The 18,860-nt window shown below is 66.1% G+C and carries 20 protein-coding genes; 7 read left to right on the top strand and 13 right to left on the bottom strand.

The features are described 5' to 3' along the window. From KH616_RS05340 to KH616_RS05330, 3 genes are all read right to left on the bottom strand, one after another. Positions 1-364 (bottom strand): LysR family transcriptional regulator (locus tag KH616_RS05340; protein WP_292237884.1); only part of this gene is annotated, 364 nt, incomplete at its 3' end. A 47-nt stretch (positions 365-411) separates the two neighbouring features. After that, positions 412-2,082 (bottom strand): CHAD domain-containing protein, encoded by a 1,671-nt coding sequence (locus KH616_RS05335; protein WP_292237883.1) that lies wholly within the window; start codon positions 2,080-2,082, stop codon positions 412-414. A gap of 126 nt (positions 2,083-2,208) precedes the next feature. Then, complete coding sequence (locus KH616_RS05330; protein ID WP_292237882.1) at positions 2,209-2,592, bottom strand: tautomerase family protein; 384 nt, start codon at positions 2,590-2,592, stop codon at positions 2,209-2,211. A 109-nt stretch (positions 2,593-2,701) separates the two neighbouring features. Between KH616_RS05330 and KH616_RS05325 the strand changes: the two genes are divergently transcribed. The 5 genes from KH616_RS05325 (at position 2,702) to KH616_RS05305 (ending at position 7,422) form a co-directional block, all read left to right on the top strand. Continuing rightward, a complete protein-coding gene (locus KH616_RS05325) occupies positions 2,702-3,559 on the top strand; it encodes a LysR substrate-binding domain-containing protein (RefSeq protein ID WP_292237886.1) in 858 nt (285 codons plus the stop codon). 39 nt (positions 3,560-3,598) lie between these two features. Continuing rightward, a complete protein-coding gene (locus KH616_RS05320) occupies positions 3,599-4,522 on the top strand; it encodes a DMT family transporter (RefSeq protein WP_292237881.1) in 924 nt (307 codons plus the stop codon). A 64-nt stretch (positions 4,523-4,586) separates the two neighbouring features. Then, complete coding sequence (locus KH616_RS05315; RefSeq protein WP_292237880.1) at positions 4,587-5,366, top strand: HAMP domain-containing sensor histidine kinase; 780 nt, start codon at positions 4,587-4,589, stop codon at positions 5,364-5,366. Positions 5,367-5,441: 75 nt separating this feature from the next. Then, positions 5,442-6,782, top strand: coding sequence for a hemolysin family protein (locus KH616_RS05310; RefSeq protein WP_292237879.1), 1,341 nt, complete (start codon positions 5,442-5,444; stop codon positions 6,780-6,782). Positions 6,783-6,837: 55 nt separating this feature from the next. Beyond that, a complete protein-coding gene (locus KH616_RS05305; protein WP_292237878.1) occupies positions 6,838-7,422 on the top strand; it encodes a thiamine phosphate synthase in 585 nt (194 codons plus the stop codon). A 12-nt stretch (positions 7,423-7,434) separates the two neighbouring features. Here the strand turns inward: KH616_RS05305 and KH616_RS05300 are convergent, their stop codons facing one another. Together KH616_RS05300 and KH616_RS05295 are read right to left on the bottom strand one after the other, a co-directional pair. Then, entirely contained in the window at positions 7,435-9,069 is a 1,635-nt protein-coding gene (locus tag KH616_RS05300) for a DUF3459 domain-containing protein (protein WP_292237885.1), read from the bottom strand. 199 nt (positions 9,070-9,268) lie between these two features. Further along, positions 9,269-9,922 carry a DUF1345 domain-containing protein gene (locus tag KH616_RS05295; protein WP_292237877.1) on the bottom strand — a complete coding sequence of 218 codons (654 nt, stop codon included), beginning with the start codon at positions 9,920-9,922 and terminating at the stop codon, positions 9,269-9,271. A 109-nt stretch (positions 9,923-10,031) separates the two neighbouring features. Between KH616_RS05295 and KH616_RS05290 the strand changes: the two genes are divergently transcribed. Next, positions 10,032-10,763, top strand: coding sequence for a metallophosphoesterase (locus KH616_RS05290; protein WP_292237876.1), 732 nt, complete (start codon positions 10,032-10,034; stop codon positions 10,761-10,763). A gap of 20 nt (positions 10,764-10,783) precedes the next feature. Here KH616_RS05290 and KH616_RS05285 read toward each other — a convergent pair whose 3' ends face one another. Both KH616_RS05285 and KH616_RS05280 read right to left on the bottom strand, forming a co-directional pair. Next, positions 10,784-11,500: an RES family NAD+ phosphorylase gene (locus tag KH616_RS05285; protein ID WP_292237875.1), complete on the bottom strand. Its 717-nt coding sequence runs from the start codon at positions 11,498-11,500 to the stop codon at positions 10,784-10,786. Beyond that, positions 11,491-11,910 (bottom strand): MbcA/ParS/Xre antitoxin family protein, encoded by a 420-nt coding sequence (locus KH616_RS05280; RefSeq protein ID WP_292237874.1) that lies wholly within the window; start codon positions 11,908-11,910, stop codon positions 11,491-11,493. Before KH616_RS05280 ends, KH616_RS05285 begins: the two co-directional genes overlap by 10 nt. 305 nt (positions 11,911-12,215) lie before the next feature. Between KH616_RS05280 and KH616_RS05275 the strand changes: the two genes are divergently transcribed. Continuing rightward, complete coding sequence (locus KH616_RS05275) at positions 12,216-12,998, top strand: ABC transporter substrate-binding protein (RefSeq protein ID WP_292237873.1); 783 nt, start codon at positions 12,216-12,218, stop codon at positions 12,996-12,998. Between the two features lie 168 nt (positions 12,999-13,166). Here KH616_RS05275 and KH616_RS05270 read toward each other — a convergent pair whose 3' ends face one another. The 6 genes from KH616_RS05270 to KH616_RS05245 are packed head-to-tail and all read right to left on the bottom strand — an operon-like array spanning position 13,167 to position 18,838. Continuing rightward, positions 13,167-14,138 carry a type II secretion system F family protein gene (locus KH616_RS05270; protein ID WP_292237872.1) on the bottom strand — a complete coding sequence of 324 codons (972 nt, stop codon included), beginning with the start codon at positions 14,136-14,138 and terminating at the stop codon, positions 13,167-13,169. 54 nt (positions 14,139-14,192) lie between these two features. Beyond that, positions 14,193-15,170: a type II secretion system F family protein gene (locus KH616_RS05265; RefSeq protein ID WP_292237871.1), complete on the bottom strand. Its 978-nt coding sequence runs from the start codon at positions 15,168-15,170 to the stop codon at positions 14,193-14,195. 48 nt (positions 15,171-15,218) lie between these two features. After that, positions 15,219-16,586, bottom strand: coding sequence for a CpaF family protein (locus tag KH616_RS05260; protein ID WP_292237870.1), 1,368 nt, complete (start codon positions 16,584-16,586; stop codon positions 15,219-15,221). Positions 16,587-16,606: 20 nt separating this feature from the next. Beyond that, positions 16,607-17,815 carry an AAA family ATPase gene (locus KH616_RS05255; protein WP_292237869.1) on the bottom strand — a complete coding sequence of 403 codons (1,209 nt, stop codon included), beginning with the start codon at positions 17,813-17,815 and terminating at the stop codon, positions 16,607-16,609. Between the two features lie 22 nt (positions 17,816-17,837). Further along, on the bottom strand, positions 17,838-18,308 hold the full coding sequence (locus tag KH616_RS05250) for a TadE/TadG family type IV pilus assembly protein (RefSeq protein ID WP_292237868.1): 471 nt from the start codon (positions 18,306-18,308) through the stop codon (positions 17,838-17,840). Continuing rightward, on the bottom strand, positions 18,305-18,838 hold the full coding sequence (locus KH616_RS05245; RefSeq protein WP_292237867.1) for a TadE/TadG family type IV pilus assembly protein: 534 nt from the start codon (positions 18,836-18,838) through the stop codon (positions 18,305-18,307). Before KH616_RS05245 ends, KH616_RS05250 begins: the two co-directional genes overlap by 4 nt. Between the last annotated feature and the right edge of the window lie 22 nt (positions 18,839-18,860).

Here is an 18,860-nt window from a genome sequence, read left to right as displayed (position 1 = left end):
CGGCCACGGCCGCGCTCGCAGCGCCGATGAACCGGCGATGCTCACGCTCGATCACGCGGAACGCGTCGATCAGCGACACGGCGCGCGGCGTCAGCACGGTGCCGCCGCCGCCCTTGCCGCCCGTCGAGCGCAACACGAGCGGCTCGCCGGCAAGATTGTTCATCGTGTCGACCGCTTCCCATGCAGCCTTGTAGCTGATGCCGACCGCCTTCGCGGCGCGCGTGATCGAACCGGTATCGCCGATCGCGGCCAGCAGCGCGATGCGCGCCGCGCCGCCCAGCGTCCGCGAACCGGCGCGCAGCCACAGTTCGCCGCCCAGTTCGAGCGGTTCGGCGGAAGGTGTCGATTGCGGATCGTCGCGCATCAGTCGGCGTGGAAAAAATGGCAGGCCATGATAGTCAGCCTGCCCGTTCAGACCGACTTGCCGCCGATCTTCGGCGGACGCAGGCTGGCGAGCAGAACCTCGGCATCGCGCACCGCATGTCGTTCGAGCGCCGCCCCGTAGCCGCGCACGAAGCCGAGCTGGTAGGGCGGCGCCGCCAGCTGCTCCAGGCGATGCAACGCGATCACCGTATCGTTGACATCCCCCAGCACGCTCTGCACCCGCGCGAGCGTCTTGACCGTTTCGGTGCGCGTGCGGCGCGACGCGAGCGACGCAAGGAATTCCAGCGCGTAACGCAGACGTTTCGCGTCGATCCGTATGCGATGCCGGGCCGCGGTATCGAGCGTCGTCAGCGACGGCGCGCCATACACACGACCGAACAGGCGGCGCACCCGCTTGGACGCATGCCGCTTCAGCGATGGCACGCGGTCGTCCGTCACGGCCGGCAGCGCCAACGCGCTCAGCCATTCGAGCCAGCCGATCGTGAGCCGCGCATAGCGTGCCGAATGCATCGCCTGCAGCAGCTCGACGCGCGCGGCCGCGCACTGTGCCCGCGCCGCGTCGAGCGTGCCCGCCCATTCGGGATTGCCGCCATCCGCGGCAATCAGTGCGGGCAAGCGCTCGCGCGAGAACACATCCCAATCGCGCACCGTACCGAGCAGTCCCGCCAGCCAGCGCAGGTCGGTCTCGATGGACTCGCGCCATCCGCCGTTGGCGAAGCGGGGAAACAGCCGCATCAGCGTGCGCAGCCGCCGCAGCGCGACACGCATCTGGTGGACGAATTCGGGATCGTCACGCGCGAGCACACCGGCTTCGTTGCCGAGCCATTGATCCGTGATGTCGCGGGACAGCGCGAACAACGCGGCGCGCTGCGTGCGGATGCCCGTCAGATCGACAAGCCGCGCCTTGATCGGCGCTTCGCCCGCGAGCGAACCGCCGCATGCCCGGTCGATGACGCTCGTCAGTTGCACGAACGCGGGCCACGCGCCGCTCAGCTCGCGCGCAGCGGAAAACAGCGCATGCAGCGCGGCGGTGCGTGCATCCGGCGTATCCCAGTCCGGCGCGGCGAGCCGCAATTCGCAGTACCGCCTCGGCACGGCGTCGCCGTCATGGATCGTGAAGTCGTCGAGCGTCATTTCGACGATCACGCCGCCGTCGTCGGCCCAGCGCCCGCGCCGCCGCGTGCTGACGAGCCGCATGCGCGCGGCCTCCGCCGGTGACGGCTGGTCGGTTCCGGACGGGGTGTCAGACATGCCGGACGGAACCGTAAGTCCTGGTGATTCTGGTGTGTCAGGGTGGATCCGCCGATCCGTCCGGGCGGACGGCCCGGGCAGATCGGCGGCATCGGCTGGCGCAGGCTGGGCAACGACGATGCCCGCGTGCTCGGCGTCGAAGATCTCGCGGCGCGTGATGCCTGGCGCAAAGGGCTGCGTGCACGACGCGACAACGCGGCGCCCCTGCGTGGTGGATTCGACCCACGTCCACCAGTTCATGCCGGGGCGCGGTTCCGCTTCGACGACCCGGCATGGCTCCAGCGTCACGCGCTCATGCCCGCGACGCATCCTGACCTGCGGGCAGATCCGCCACGCACGGCCGAGTTCCGCGCCGAAGTCACGCTGCGCGCTCCGCCCACGGTTCGCGCCCGCGGCCTGCCAGCTTTCCAACGACATGCACAACACGATTTCCAGCACACGCGACATGGAAGCTCCTCGCTTCTGCGTATTGGCTGGCGTCCTTGCCGCCAGCATCGGCCCGCAATGCAGCTTTCATAGTACACGGCCCGATCCGCGCGGGCTCACACGCGCCTTCCATCGCGTTGCCATGTGTCAAACGACATATTGCGCCACGCCCTCGCCGAACGACCAATCCTCCTTCAGCACCTCGACGAGGCTGATGAAGACATCCTGCGGCCGCACGCCGGGCTGCGCCGCGAGGTTGTCGGCAATCGTGCGGTACAGCGCCTGCTTCTGTTCGAGCGTGCGCGTGTTGTTCGCGGTGATCTGGATCATCACGAGATCGTCGCTGCGTTCGATGTCGAGATAGTGCCGCCCGAACACGAAATTTTCCGGCGCGTGTTCGGTAACGACCATGAAGATATCGTCCTCGGGCACGTTGAACGTGCGCATCAGCGCGCGGTGCACGCCGTCGACGAGCGCCGCGCGGTACGCGGCGGACTGGCCTTCGCGCAATGCGATACGGGTGAAAGGCATGGCGATTCTCCTGACTGTGAATGTGAAGAATGGGAATGCCAGGTCAGGCTAACGATGCCAATCTATAATGAACAGTCATTGATGCATATTTCATCCATTTACATTTGAAATAAATATGCTTGATCTGGATACGGTGCGCGCGTTCGTGCTGGTCGCCGATCTCGCCAGCTTCACGCGCGCCGCCGATGCGCTCGGCACCACGCAATCCGCCGTCAGCCTGAAGCTGAAGCGGCTCGAAGCCCAACTCGGCAAGCCGCTGCTCGCCCGCACGCCGCGGACCGTGAAGCTCGCGCCGGACGGCGAAACGTTCCTGCCCGCGGCGCGCGCGCTGCTCGATGCGCACGAGCACGCGCTCGGCGCGATCTCGGCCGGGTCGCGCCGTCTGTCACTCGGCGTCAGCGAGCACGTCGCGGTGCCGGATCTGCCGGCCGTGCTGACAAGCCTGCACCGGCTGGATCCGGCGCTCACGCTCGAAATGCATCTCGGCACCTCGACGAACCTGCTCGCGCTGTACGACGAGCGGCGGCTCGATGCCGCGATCGTGCGTCACGAACCGGCCGAGGATCCGCCGCGCGACGACGGCACGCTGCTCTTCACCGAACCGCTCGTTTGGCTCGCCGCGCCGGACTGGACGCCGCGCGCGAACGAACCGCTGCCGCTCGCCGTGCTGGCCGGACCGTGCGGCGTACGGGCGGCTGCGCTGCGCACGCTCGATCAGGCGGGACGGCCATGGCGCGAGCACTTCACCGGAGGCGGCATCGCGACGGTCACCGCGGCGGCGGCGGCCGGGCTTGCGGTGTGCCCGCTGGCCAGACGCGTCGCACCGCGCACGCTGGTCGATGTCGGCGCGAAGTTCGATCTGCCGCCGCTGCCGCACTCGCAGGTGGTGCTGTACACACGCGTGCGCGACGTTCGCACAGCCGCCGTCCTGCAACGCCTTGCCGACAGCCTCGCAATGTCAGCGTAGACTGTTGGGTTTCGTCAGCGCACTGCCCTGCCAGCCTTCATGACAACCGATGCCCGCCGACACCTCCGCGCCAACCTGCTGATGCTCGCCGCCGCCGCGATCTGGGGATCGGCGTTCGTCGCGCAGCGCCTCAGCCTCGACGTGATCGGGCCGTTCCTGTTCACCGGCCTGCGGTTTCTGCTCGGTGCGGCGGTGCTCGTTCCATTGCTGGCGCTCAATCCGGCGTCGCGCGCGCAATGCGCGGCGATCCGCCGCTCGCCCGCGCTGCTGCTGCCGGGCATCGCGCTCGGCGCACTGCTCGCGGTGTCGATCTCGCTGCAACAGTTCGGCCTGCAGTACACGCGCATCGCGAATGCCGGTTTCATCAGCTCGCTGTACGTCGTGATCGTGCCGCTGATGGGCGTGTTCGCACGGCACCGCATCGGCGCAGGCACGTGGTTCGGCGCGCTGCTCGCGGCGGTCGGACTGTATTTCCTCAGCATCGACGAGCATTTCTCGATTCTCTACGGCGACGGGTTCCAGCTGGCCGGCGCGGTCATCATTGCCGCACACGTCATGACGGTCGGCCATCTCGCCCGGCGGCACGATCCGCTCGTGCTCGCGTTCATGCAATTCGCGGTCTGTGGCGTGCTGTGCCTCGCGGTCGGTCTCGTCATCGAACCGATCAGCCTGGCGATGCTGCGCGGCGCGTTGCCGACGCTGCTGTACGGCGGGCTGCTGTCGGTCGGCGTCGGCTACACGCTCCAGGTCGTCGCGCAGCGCGATGCGGCGCCCGCGCACGCGGCCGTCATCTTCAGCATGGAAGGCGTATTCGCCGCGATCGCCGGCTGGGCGGCGCTCGGCGAAACCCTGACGCTGCGCGCGCTGATCGGCTGCGCGCTGATGCTGGCCGGCCTGCTCGCCTGCCAGTTGCTGCCACGCGGCGATGCGCGGAAGGAAGACGAGGACGCGCTGCCGGCGTGACACACACGCTCCCTATAATGGCGGTTTCGCTTTCACCCGGAACCGCATCCGACAGGCCCGCTCCGTGACGTCCACTTCCGCCGCTCCCGCCGCCGACCTGCTGCGCGAACGCGCAGCGCACTTTGCCGCGCAAACCGCACTGTTTCTCCGCGATCAGGCGCTGTCGACCGCCTCGCACGACCTGCGCAGCCCGCTCAACGCCATGCACAGCTGGGCCTATGTGCTCGAGCGCCTGCTCGCGGATGCCGATCCGAACCAGCAGCGCGCGCTCGCCGGCATTCGCTCCGGGATCGACCAGCAGACCAGGCTCATCGACGAAGCGCTCGACGCACCGCGCGCCGCCACCCGCACGCTCACCCTCACACCGCAGCCGTTTGCGCTGCGCGCGCTGTTCGACGAGGTGGTCGCGCTCGCGCGCATCGGGCTCGCCGACGCGCGACAGGTGACGATCGATGCCACACTGACCGACGGCACGCAGCCGTGCACCGCCGACCGCGAGCGCGTCGCGCAGGCGCTCTGGACGATGCTGATTGCCGCCGTCGAGGCGAGCGCCGCCGGCGGCCGCGTGACGCTCTCGTGCGTGCGCGAAGACCGGCGTCTCGTCGCACGCGTGACAGGCGACGTGCATGCCGCCGCACTCGCCGACGATGCACTGGCGCACGTGCTCGAGCCGTTCGCCCGCCGCGACATGCTGCGCGAACGCGATGTGAAAGGGTTCGCGTGGACGCTCGCGCTGGCGTATCGCGTCGCGCTCGCGCATGGCGGCACGTTCGCGCACGATCCGTTCACCGACGGTGGCACCGCGACAATCACACTCGGGCTGCCCGGCGAAGCGACGGTCTAAACGTTCGCCGCACCAATTATTACGATTGCCTTTCGCGCCTTATACTGACGGGCTCGACATTTCCGGAGCGATTCCTTGATTCAGATCTTCGCGCTCATCGGCGCGTTGCTACTGGTGGCCCTCAACGGTTTCTTCGTCGCGGCCGAATTCGGCCTCGTCAAACTGCGCGCGACGCGCGTCAAGACGCTCGCCCGCAAGCACGGCCTGCGCGGCCGCATCCTGGCGATCGTGCACCGCCGCCTCGATGCGTATCTTTCCGCATGCCAGCTCGGCATCACGCTCGCTTCGCTCGGCCTCGGCTGGGTCGGCGAGCCCGCGTTCGCGCATCTGCTCGGCCCGCTGCTCGCCCTGCTCGGCATCGAGTCGGCGCGGCTCGTGCACCTCGTCTCGATCGCCTTCGCGTTCTCGCTGATCTCGTTTCTGCATATTGTCGTCGGCGAGCTGGCGCCGAAAACGATGGCGATCCGCCAGGCCGAGAAGATCGCCCTGTGGGTCGCGCTGCCGCTTTACGGGTTCTACTGGGCCATGTATCCGGCAATCTGGGTGCTCAACACGAGCGCCAATACGGTGCTGAAGTTCGCCGGCCTGTCGGCGAGCCATGGGGACGATGCGCATTATTCGACCGACGAGCTGAAGCTCATCCTGCGCAGCCGCCGCAATGCCGGCTCCGCGTCGCAGGCGGCGCGCGCGGCTTACAACGACGACGAGTGGAACACGCTCGCGCATTCGCTCGATTTCTCGTCGATGACGGTGTCCGACCTGATGCGGCCGGCCAACGAAATGATCGGGCTGCGCCGCGACCTCCCGCTGGCGGACAACATGCAGATCGTCGCGCGGCATCGCTTCAGCCGCTATCCGCTGTTCGAGGACGCGTCGCGTGAGCAGGTATGCGGGCTGATTCACCTGAAGGATCTGCTGCTCGCCCGCCACGCGGGCGCGGCGCTCGAGGATCTGTCCGACTATGCGCGTCCGGTGCAGTACGTGAAGCCGGACACGCCCGCACTCGACCTGTTCCGCCGCTTCCGCAAGGGCGCGCCGCACTTCGCGCTGGTCGGCAACAAGGGCGAGATGCCGATCGGCTTTTTGACGCTCGACAACCTGCTCGGCGCGCTCGTCGGCCAGATCCATGACGAATTCCGCCAGGGCGATGCCGACTGGACGCGGCTCGACGACGGCACACTGATGGGCAAGGGCAGCCTGCCCGTCGTGTCGCTCGAGCAGGCGCTCGGCATCGATATCGACGAAGGGCGCGCGGAATCGGTCGGCGGTCTCGTGATCCAGGCGCTCAACGAGTTGCCGACCGAAGGACAGCGCGTCTCGTTCGATCGGTTCGACGTCGTCGTGAAGAAAATGAACGGGCCGCGCATCGTGCTGGTGCGCGTCTATCCGAAGATCGCCAAGGACGCGGACGAATGACGGCCAACGGTCGCACCGCCGGCTTGAATCACGGCCGAACAAACGGCATCGCACGATGAACACGCCGCTCCCGGCCTGCTACGTCATCACGCCGGAACCGGCGTCGGCCACGGATGCCGACTGCCACGCGTTCCTCGATCATCTGTCGGCCGTGCTGGCGCGCGGCGAAACGCTCGTGCAGCTGCGCGTCAAGTCGTTCGATGCGCAACGGTTTGCGCAGCTCGCCGCCGATGCGCTCGCGCGCTGCGATGCCGCCGGCGCGCGCCTGATGCTCAACGGGAAGATCGATGCGAAGACGCTGTCGCAACTCGCCGGCGCCGGCCGCCACCTCGACGGCGCGGCATTGCATGCCGCGGCGCGGCGTCCGTTGCCGGCCGATCGGCTCGTGTCCGCGGCGTGCCATACCCTTGACGACCTGAAACAGGCAGCCCGCATCGGCGCGGATTTCGTCACGCTGTCGCCGGTGCTGCCGACACTCAGCCATCCCGGCTCGCCGACGCTCGGCTGGACGATATTCGCGGAATGGGCATCGCAGGTCGCGATTCCCGTCTATGCGCTTGGTGGCATGACGCGCGCGCATCTGTCCGATGCGCGCCGGTATGGCGCGCACGGCATCGCCGGCATTCGCGGTTTCTGGTGACGCGCGCCGCGCTCAGCCATGTATCCCGCGCCACGCCCCTTCGTCCATGCGCCGCACGTCGTGCGTCAGCGCGTAATGGTTGACGTCGCCAGTCAGCCACGCGACCAGCGAATACGCGGGCAGCTCGCCCCGATCGACCCGATCGCGCGCACGCCCCGGCGTTTCGAACACCACCCGCCCCGCCGGCGCCTCGAACTGCGCCACCGGATCAGGCGACAGGTTCAGCGCGATGCTGAGCATTTCGCCATCGGCGAGGCTCCACGACGCGAGCAGTGCATCGGACTCGCCCGCACCGCCGGCGCGCAGTGTGTGCGCGTCGTGCGGCCGGCAATCGGCGAGCCGTGGCGCGATCAGCTTCGCGCGCACCGCCAGCGCGGACTGAACGAAATGCGCACGCTCGACATCGCGCGCGGCGTCATCGAAAATCAGCGGAATCTGCGGCGTCAGCAATGACAGCGCGAGTGCGGCGAGCCCCGCCTCGCGATCTTGTCCGCTGTCCCGCCACACGCCGTCGGACAGCACGAGCGACGTAAGCGGCAGCGCGGTGTCGGCCATCCCGCCCTCGCCGGACGACACCGGATGAAACGCCGCGCCCGCCGCCGTCAGCGCCCGCATGAGCGTGTGGATCGACTGGTGATCCGAAATGCCTTCCTGCGCCGCGGACGCTCGCCCCGTCAGCCGATGCAGCGCACGCTCGCCGCAGCCGTTCCATTGCGCGTCGAAGTGCGTATCCGCGAGATGGGCCGGATGACGCTCGCTGCCCAGCACCAGATGAATCATCCGCTCGGAGGGCACTGCCGCGCGCACACGGTCCGCAAGCTCGCGCAGCCACGTGATGCCGATTCGATCGGCGTCGCGCAGCCGCAGGCCGTCGCACCGGTATTCCTCGATCCAGTACAACGCGTTGTCGCAGAAGAAGTCGCAGACCTCCGGATGATCGAGCGCGAGCGGCGCCGGTTGCAGCGGGTCGTCGTGCGTATGGAAGAAAGGCCCCGCATAGTGACGCAACGCTTCGGTGCCGCTGCCGAAGCGCGCATAGTCGATCTCGAGCAGCACCGCCAGGCCGTAGCCGTGCGCAGCGTCGATCAGCGACTTCAGTGCATCGGGGCCGCCGGCGGTCGCAAGCGGCGCGAACGGCAGACTGTCGTGCGGCGATGCCAGCAGTTCGAGTGCCGTCACGCCCAGACGCGCGAGCTGCGGCAGACGGCGGCGCACGCCATCGAAACCGCCCGCGGCGTGCGGCTGGATCGCATACAGCGCGATGTCCTCCCACGGACGGCCGCGCCAGAAGGTGTAACGCCACCTGAACGCACGCGGGTCGACCACTTCGCTCGGACCATTGAGCCCTTCTGGCTGCGAGCGGGAAGCCGGATCGGGAATCGACGCCGAGTCGTCGAGACGGTAACGGTAGCGCGCGCCCGCACCGCAATCCGCGAAGGTCTCGAACCAGCCGGGCCCGGCGCTCGTCATCGGGATGACGGCCAGCCCATCGCCGGCGTCCAGTTCAAGTTGAACCTGCATGCAGCCCGGCGCCCAGACTCGGAAATGCGTGCGCGACGATGCGCCGGTCGCACCGCAGGGCTGCGCGCCGAACGATAAGCAGTGAATGTAGTGATGCGCGTACGGATCGAGCGGACAATCGGACATCATGCGCTCCTCGTGCGTGCCGGGCTGCACGGTTGCGCCATCGAGGCGGCGCCGGGGGCCCGGCATGCGGGTCGCCAAGCAGAAGGGAGTAAGGCAGTATGCGCCGGAATGGGCGGCCCGGCGGCGGGCGATCGGTAATTATTAATTGCGTATCGACCCCGGGCGCACGCATGCGATGCGCGCCCACGCATGGCCGCGGTCAGCCCAGCAGCCCGGCCGCGACGTTGATCGACAGGCCCAGCACGGCCATGTTGAAGTAGAACGCCAGGATCGACTGCGCCATCACCGCGCGTCGGCCCGATCGATTCGTCAGCGACACGTCGGCGGTTTGCGACGCGACCGCAATCGTGAACGCGAAATACAGGAAGTCCCAGTAGTCCGGCTCGATCTTGCTGTCGGGGAACTTGAGCGTCCGCTCGCTGGCCGGCGACCCGTAATAGAGCCGCGCGTAATGCAGCGTGAAAATCGTCGGGATCAGGAACCACGCGCCGAACAGGGTCGCGGCGGTGATCGCGTAGTGACCGAGCCCGGCACGGAAACCGACATTCTTCACAGTCGCCAGTTCGATCGCGATCGCCGCCACGCTCGCGACGGTCGCCATGCAGATGACCGTCAGCACGATCGTCGCATTCTCATCCTCGCGCATCGCCCGCTGACGCACCTCGTGATGGTGCACCGTGACCATGCGTACCCAGATCATCGCGAGATACACCCAGACGCCGCAGTCCCAGCCGACCAGCACACGCGCCGACACGGTCCCCGGACCGGGAAGCGCCATCGCGCACAGTACTCCTACGACGGTTGCCGCAACCATGCGCGGCCGGTTGCGCAATACCAGTGGAATAAACGTCATGTTCAAATCTTGAAGGCAAATGGAAAGGTTCCGGCCCGTTTTGCCGGCGTCCCGATTATCCCCATTCCATCCGATCGTGACCACCCGCGCGAGCGCCTAAGATAAAGCCATGAGCGCTTCGCCCCCACTCTGCCGCCATGCCGTGAATGTGGCCGGCCACGATTTCGTCGTCGGCGATCTGCACGGCTGTCTCGACGCGCTGCGCGCGCTGCTGCACGACGTCCATTTCGATCCGGCGCACGATCGACTGTTCTCCGTCGGCGATCTCGTCGACCGCGGCCCCGAATCCGAAGCCGCGCTCGACCTGCTCGATCGCCCGTGGTGTTTCGTTGTGCGTGGCAATCACGAAGACGTGCTGTGCCGCGTCGCGCGCGGCAAGCTGCCTGCCGACGCGTGGCGCGGCATCGGCGGCGACTGGGGCGCGGATTTGCCGCCTGAACGGCTGCGCGCACATGCGGCGCGCGTCGATGCGCTGCCGCTCGTACGCGTGATCGGCGAAGGACCGACGCGCTTCAATGTGCTGCATGCGGAATTCTTCGGTTCGGATGCCGATCTCGATGCCGGCGATTACGCGCCGCTCGTGCGCGAGCGGATGATCTGGGGACGCGATCTCGTGCAAGGGCTCGCGGATCCGGCCTGGCAACTGGGTTTGTCGCTGACCTGTACCGGCCATACGCCGGTACGTGCGCCGCTGCGGATCGGCTCGCAGTGGTTCATCGACACTGGCGCATTCGCGCCTGCCGGACGCCTTACGCTCGTCGAGCCGCGCACCGGCGCGAGCTGGTCGGTATCGCAGGCGCAGGCGCGCGAGCGGCATGCACGCAGCTGGCCGTTGCCCTGACCGCCGCGCCGGCTGGCCGTCTATCCCACCTGATTCAATTCGAATACCGCGTCGATGGCCGAGCCGTTCCAGTTGTACTCGAGATAGGCCGCGTGATGACAATCGCGCAACAAGGTCGTGCGGAACGCCGCGAGGCATTCTCCTTGCGTATCACGAACCGACGGATAGACGATTCCTGCGCCGCCCGCGTCGCGCACCATGCGGCCAAGCGTCTGTGCAACGCCGTAGTGAACCGGATCGAGCAGCGCGGGATCGCGCCGCCGCCACGCGCGCACGTCGGCGACCTCGCCTTGCGCCACCACGGTGTACAGGCGCATTTGCTGACGCATCGGCGGCTCCTGCGTCGCCGCGAGGAACAGGCTGCTGTGATGGCGGGTCTCGGCGATGGCCGTATCGCGCGAACGCGCACAATAGAACACGCCGTAGCTGCCGTCCGAGAAACGGCTGCCCTGCGGATTCAGGTGTGTGAACGCGGCCATGATCGGCCCCCAGCCAAGGCCATACCGGCGCTCGCCGGACGGCACCAGATCGAGGATGCCGACCTCGTTCCGGATGCGATCGTTGGTCAGCGATTCGAGCGCGTAAAGCGCATCGAAATCGTCCGCCGATGCAACGCGGTCGAACAGATTGACCGCCGGAAAGCGGGTAGGAATGATGCGATAGGCCGGCGCCCAGTCGAGCGTTGTCGTGGGCCAGTCCATCGACGCGGCCGGAACAGTCGGCATCGTCACGCCCATCCGCCTCGCATCGCATCGAGATATTGCCGCACGGCGACGAGATCGCCCACGTTGCCCGCCAGCATCCGATCGAGTGCGCGCTTGCCGCCGAACGGCGCGGCGTCGTTCGGCCGCTTGACCCACGCATCCGCGGCGGCCGGCTGCGGCAGCAGGATCTGCAGCGCCTTGTAGATGCCGAGCAGGAGCGACAGGCGCTCGAGCGTGTCGCGCGGCAGGCGCGCCGATTCCGGCGAAGCCTTCCACTTGAAGAATGTCGAGCGGCCCGGCGAGCCGAGCAGGACGATCTGCTCGTCGGCCGTCAGTGCCCAGTCGCGCGCGATATTGAAAAAGGCACGCAAGCCGGCCGCCGACATCTGCGCGACCGTGGCCTGGGGCGGAGTGGGATGCGGGATACGGGCGGGCTCGGACATGACCGTTAGTCTCAAAACAAATTCATCAACAAGATTAGTCCACTTCTGCATTTTTGCAAGGGTCGACGTGCCTGCCTTGCTTCCGATGCACGCATCTCGGTCACCCACGTTCACGTTCCCGCGCCCGTTCCACGTTCGATATTTTTTGTCCATTCTGGACTGCGATTTTATTTTCTGCGTATAGTCGCAGTGCGGACGCGTCACCGGGCAAGCAGTCCGCGCCGCTCGCGCCGGCCGCGTGCGAGCCGCTTCATTCGATGTCTTGCCGCACGGAACCGGATAGACCACGCCAAGGAACGCACACCATGAAGAGACTGATTGCAGCCGTGTCGATCGCCCTGCTCGCCGTATCGGCAGGCACTGCGTCCGCGAAGGACTGGACCACCATTCGCTTCGGCACCGACGCCAGCTATGCGCCGTTCGAGTCGAAGGCGCCCGACGGCAAGCTCGTCGGCTTCGACATCGATCTCGGCAATGAGATCTGCGCACGCCTGAAGGCCAAGTGCGTATGGCTCGAAAACGATTTCGACGGCATGATTCCTGCGCTGAAGGCGAAGAAATTCGACGCGGTGCTGTCGTCGATGTCGATCACGGCGCAGCGCGCCGAGCAGATCGCCTTCACGACGAAGATCTACAACCAGCCGACCCGTCTCGTCGTGAAGAAGGGCTCGCCGCTCCTGCCGACCGGCGATTCGCTGAAAGGCAAGTCGGTCGGCGTCGAACAGGGGACGACACAGGAGGCGTATGCGAAGGCGTATTGGGCCAAGCAAGGCGCGAATGTCGTGTCGTACCAGAACCAGGACGGCGTCTATGCCGACCTGCTCGCCGGCCGGCTCGACGCCGCGCTCCAGGACGAAGTGCAGGCCGCCATCGGCTTCCTGAAGTCGCCGCGCGGCGCGAACTACCAGTTCGTCGGCCCTGAACTCGTCGACGAGAAAGTGCTCGGCGTCGGCGCGGGCATCGGGCTGCGCAAAGACGATGCGGAACTGAAAGCGAAGATCGATCGCGCGATCCTCGACATGGTGAAGGACGGCACCTACAAGCGGCTCGCGTCGAAATACTTCGATTTCGACATCTATGGCGGTTGACACGCCGCTGCGCCATGGCGGCCGGATACGCGGGCCGCTTGCGGCTTGCGTGAACCGGCGCGCCGCGGCGGCCCGCATGCCGCGCCGGATATAACAAAAGCGGCCGGACGCGCCAGCCGCTTTCCTCCCTGTCGCCGGCGCGTCCGGCGTTGCCTGCCGGCGGGCCTGTCAGCTGCCCGTGCCCGCGAATGTCGGCAGCAGGACCCGGTAGATGTGGATGAATGCCGGCCCGAGCAGTACCATCAGGAGCGCCGGGAAAATGCAGAAGATCAGCGGGAACAGCAGCTTCAGCGCGATCTTTGCCGCGCACTCCTCCGCGCGCATGCGCCGCCGGGTGCGCAGCATATCCGACAGCACGCGCAGCGAATCACCGATGCTCGTGCCGAAACGGTCGGCCTGGATCAGCATCGCGCAGAACGATTCGATGTCCTCGACGCCGGTGCGCAGCGCGAGATTGCGCAAGGCGGCTTCCTTCGTGAAGCCGGAACGCATTTCAAGCAACATCAGGTCGAGTTCGCCCGCGACGACCGGGCTGCGGAATTTCAACTCTTCGCACACCTTCATCAGCGCGGCGTCGAGGCTCAGGCCGGCTTCGACGCATACTGTCAGCAGATCTAGCGCGTCAGGGAAATCTTCGAAGATCACGCGCTGACGGGACGCGATACGCCGCGAAAGCACGACATTCGGCAAGTAGTAGCCGATCGCCGCCACCAGCACGAGGATCATCGCCAGCGTATAACGGTTTCCCGCGAGTCGCGTGCCGATGAGCACCGGAAGCAACACGGTCGGCAGGATAATCGCCAGTATCGTCTTGGCGGCAAAGTAGATGCTCGCGGCATTCGGAGTCCGCCAGCCAGCATTCATCAGCCGGACGCGCAACGGCGACTCCTCCCAGCCCTCCTTTGGCAACGACAGCTTCGAGATCGGCTTCGAAATTTCCACGAACTTCGCGACCCATGCGGCCGCACCGTCGGCCGGCGTATTCCCGTTGCCGAGCGCGACTGTGCCACCGCCCGCTTGCTGCAGGCGTCGCTCCAAATTGCGCGGCACGAATACGAGCAACGCTACCAGCGCGCCGGCGAACACGACCGCGAACAGGCCGGCCAGCAGCAGTATTTGCATGACATTTAGATTTTGCATGACAGCTCCTCGATCAAGTCATGAGGCAACCGGTTGCGTCACGTACCAAGCCCGTCACACATGGATCCTGATGATGCGGCGCATCCACAGCATGCCAAGCACCATCGAAACGAGCGTCACACCGATCATCCTGAGTCCTACGGAATCTTCCCAGAGAACCCGCAGGAACTCCGGATTCATCAGCATCATCATCGCGGCAGTGCCAAACGGCAACAGTCCGAGTACCCACGCCGACATGCGTCCTTCTGCCGACAGCACGCGGATTTTGTCGAACAGCTTGAAACGCTCGCGAATCAAATGCGCAATGCTATCGAGCAGTTCGGCCAGATTGCCACCTGTCTCACGCTGGATCAGCACCGCGATCACGAAGTAGCGCAGGTCAGACACCGGCACACGCGCCGCAAGGTTCATCAGGGCATCGTGCAACGACACGCCGTAATTGATTTCGTCGAACGTGACGCGGAATTCGCTGCCCATCGGCTCGGAAAATTCGTCGCTGACCATGCCGATCGTGCTCGTGAACGCGTGGCCGGAGCGCAACGCGCGGGCGATCATGTCACAGACGTCCGGCAATTGCCGCTCGAGTTTCATCATCCGGCGCGTACGGCATCGCATCACGAACAGGGTCGGCAGGAATGCGCATGGCAGTGCGATCAATACCGCGAACACGAATGGCAGCGGTGTGAAGGTCAACGCAATCAGCACGACAGGCGGCACCGCGACACTGATGCCGGCCAGCTTTGCGACCGACCAGCTCAGCCCCGACTGCTGAAGCAGTAGATCGAGCGACCGGACGCGCGGCACGCTCATCAGCCATCGGTCGAACGGCTTGGATTCGTTGAGCATGCGCTCCTTCAGGATCGACAGCCGCTCCTTTTGCACCTGGCCACCCGCAGACATCGCACGGATGCGCGACTCGATGCGCTTCGCCGCCGATCCGTGCCGGGCATGCCACCACTGGTAGACACCCTCGAATGCCAGTACGACAGCGACGAACAGGAGAATCACAAACGCGTAGAAAATCGGATCCATGGCAACTCCTCAACATCGGACGACTGCCGGCCTGTGCCGGCTGCACTGTCAGTTCGCCTCGAAATGGCGCGACGGATCATAGAGCGCATCCGGCAGGTTGATGCCGAACGCCTGCAGACGCTCGGCGAACTTCGGCCGCACGCCGGTCGCGCAGAAGTGCCCGCGCACCGTGCCGTCCGTGTCCATGCCGGTACGCTTGAACGTGAAGATCTCCTGCATGTTGATGATGTCGCCTTCCATGCCGGTCAGCTCCGAGATGCTGATGATTTTTCGCTTGCCGTCCGTCAGGCGCGCAGCCTGCACGACAACGGAAATCGCCGACGCGATCTGCTGGCGCATCGTCTTCGGCGGCAGCGACAGGCCGGCGACGCTGATCATGTTCTCGAGGCGGGTCAGCGCGTCGCGCGGCGTGTTCGCGTGAATCGTCGCGAGCGAACCTTCGTGGCCGGTGTTCATCGCGTTCAGCATGTCGAGCGCTTCCGCGCCGCGCACTTCGCCAAGGATGATCCGGTCCGGGCGCATGCGCAATGCATTGCGGACCAGTGTGCGCTGCGTGATCTCGCCCTTGCCCTCGATGTTCGGCGGGCGCGTCTCGAGACGCAGGACGTGCGGCTGCTGCATCTGCAGTTCGGCTGCGTCCTCGATCGTGACGATCCGCTCGTTCGGCGGAATGAAGCCGGACAGGATGTTGAGCAGCGTCGTCTTGCCGCTGCCGGTGCCGCCCGACACCAGTACGTTCACCTTCGCGCGCGCCAGCGCATCGAGCAGTTCCGCCATCGGCGGCGTGAGACTCTGGTAGCGCACCAGGTCGTCCATTTTCAGCGGATTGACCGCGAAACGCCGGATCGACATCAGCGGTCCGTCGATCGCCGACGGCGGAATGATCGCGTTGACGCGCGAACCGTCCGGCAGGCGCGCGTCGACCATCGGGCTCGATTCGTCGATGCGGCGTCCGACGCGCGACACGATCTTCTCGATCACCTTCATCAGGTGCGCATCGTCGTAGAACGTCACGTCGGTGAGTTCGAGCTGCCCGTGGCGCTCGACGTACACCTGCTTGTACGTGTTGACGAGAATGTCCGAGATGCTCGGATCGCGCAGCAGCGCTTCGAGCGGGCCGAACCCGAACATCTCGTCGTAGACGTCGATCGCCAGCTGACGTCTCTCGATGTCGTTCGCAGGCAGCTTATCCTCGTCGAGAATGCGCGAGATCAGCGTCGTGATTTCCTGCCGGACCTGCTCCTGCGGCAAGCGGGACAGGCGCTCCAGCTCGACTCGCTCGAGCACGGCTGTATGAATCTCGCGGCGCAGCTTCTGATAAGCCTCGCGCACCATGGATCCGTTCGCTCCGTTCTGGTCGGCGCGCGACGGGAAGACCGGCGCCCGTTGCAGCGACATCTGTTCGCGCAGTGACATGATGGATTCTCCGTACGATTTCACATGGACTTGAGCTTGGGCGTACCGCCTCGCCCGAACAGCCGCGAGATCAGCGGCTCATTGCGCGTCGCGCCGTGCGACGCGCGCTGGCCGCCTTCGACCAGCTGCTTCGCATAGGCCTGCAACGCGCGTGCGACGGCGCTGTTGCGTGCGAGCCTGGATACCGGCTGGCCCTGATTGACCGATTCGAGCACAACTGCGACATCGTCCGGGATAACGCATCCCGCCCGCATGCCGAGCACTTCCTCGAGCGCCGCGCGCGCACGTTCGCTCGACCGGGTATTGCGGTTCAGCACGAGATGCAGACGGTCGAGCGGATAGCCGAGCGACATCAGGATTTCCTGCAGCCGCCGGCCGGCGCGCACGTGCGGCATCGTCGGCTGCAGCACCAGCTCGATCTGATCGCTGCGATCGAGCGCCACCATCGACAGCGGGTTGAGGTTCAGGCCGAGATCGAAGATCACGAAGTCGTAGCGCGGCGCCGCGACGCCGAGAATCCATTCGAGCGCATCCTCGCGCATCTCGGCAGCCTTGACCGGATCGCCCGCGCCAGCGAGCACGTGAAACGTCTCGCTGACACGCGCGACGCTCGCGTCGAGGAACGCGCCGTCGAGCCGCTCCAGCTGCGCGCAAAGTTGCGGCAACGTCGTCGGCGGCGTCTCGTCGGTCACGAGAAACGCCGCGTCGGCGAATTGCTGGTTCAGGTCGATCAGCAGCACGCGACGCTTGAATGTCTCGGCGATCTCGTACGCGGTGTTGCCGGCGACGAAGCTGGTGCCTGCGCCGCCCTTGCACGACATGAACGACACGATGCGGGTATCGACGCCGTCGCGCCGGGTGCTTTGCGCAGCCGCGCGCTGCAGCGCGTCGCCGAGCGCGTTCACTTCCAGCGGCCACGACAGCACGTCACGCACGCCCGCACGCATCGCATCGAGCAGCGTATGCGGCGACGCATCCGAGGTGACCAGCAGGCAGGTCAGTCCCATGTGCAGCCGGCACATCCGCTCGATCGCCGACAGTTCGGTCGCGTCAACCGAGGCGCCGTCTACCAGCAGAACATCGAAGGCATCAAGCCCGTCGGTGCGATGCTCAATTTGCGACGGCCGGCCGGCCGCTCGCGTGACGCGGTAGTTGCCGCAATCGGCGACGAGCCGTGCAATCTGCGTCAGACGTCCCGTATCGTCGGACGCCACGAGAATGTTGATCATGTTGTTCGCCTCGTCTGTACCGTTATTGACATACCGTGCCGCCTGTCGACGTGGCAAGGCTTTCGCGCGGCAACGTCGTCGTGAACGGCGGCATCGTCACCGCGACTCTCACGAAAGGAATCAGCGTCTGGATGGACACGTTCGTCACCTTGACCGTGACGAACGTGCAGGTGCTGCGTGCGGTCGCCGCATCGGCATCGCAACCAGCCGGCAGATAATTGACCGACACGTTCGAGCTCGCCAGAAGCGGCAGCAGCGATGTGATGCGTTGCTTGACGATCGAGGAATTTGACGTGTCGGCATCGCAAACCGCCGCCGTGCGCGCGCCCAGGCGCATCGCTTCGCTGGCGGTATTCCAGTAGAACAGCACGCGACCGAACTCGCAGATGCCGATCAGCAGCGTGCAGAAAATCGATGCGATCAGCGCGAACTCCACGGCGGTCGCACCGCGCTGGGTGCGGCGGCGCAATAGGGAAAAGGCGCTTGTTTTCATGACACCTGCCTCATCACGGTGATGATGTCGCCGAAGATCATCTGCTGTAGCCCGCTATACGCGGGAATCGGCTGGTACTGGTAGCCGGTGATCTTGACCGCGACCAGATTGATGCTGCCCGACGGCGTACCGGTCGGTGCGCCGTTGTTCGTGTCATAGGTCAGTACGTTCGAAAATTGCGGCGGATCGTTCGGGCCACTGCACCCGGTCGTATGCGCCGCATCGCAGACAACCACCATCGTCGTCGTGAGCCCCGGCGCCAGTTCGGTACCCGCCGCGCCGCAGGTCGTGCTGCCGTAGACGGCGAGGCATTTCGCGGCATCGATCGGATAGGCCGGATCGCCGGGCAGATATGTCGCCAGGTAGCGCGCCGCATTGCGCGTCGCCTTGGTCAGCGCCTCGTACTGATAGATCGCGCGGCCGAATTCGGCGACGCCGGTGACAAGCAGGATCATCGGAATCAGCACGAACGCGAACTCGACCGCCGCGACGCCTCGCATGCGCGAACGACGGGACAAGGGCTTTTTCATGGTCGCCTCTTTCGCGGTAAGG

Source organism: Burkholderia sp. (assembly GCF_018375725.1).
In the GTDB taxonomy this organism is placed as follows: domain Bacteria; phylum Pseudomonadota; class Gammaproteobacteria; order Burkholderiales; family Burkholderiaceae; genus Burkholderia.
Note: the sequence above shows the minus strand (reverse complement) of the source record. Positions and strands in the feature narration are given on the sequence as shown.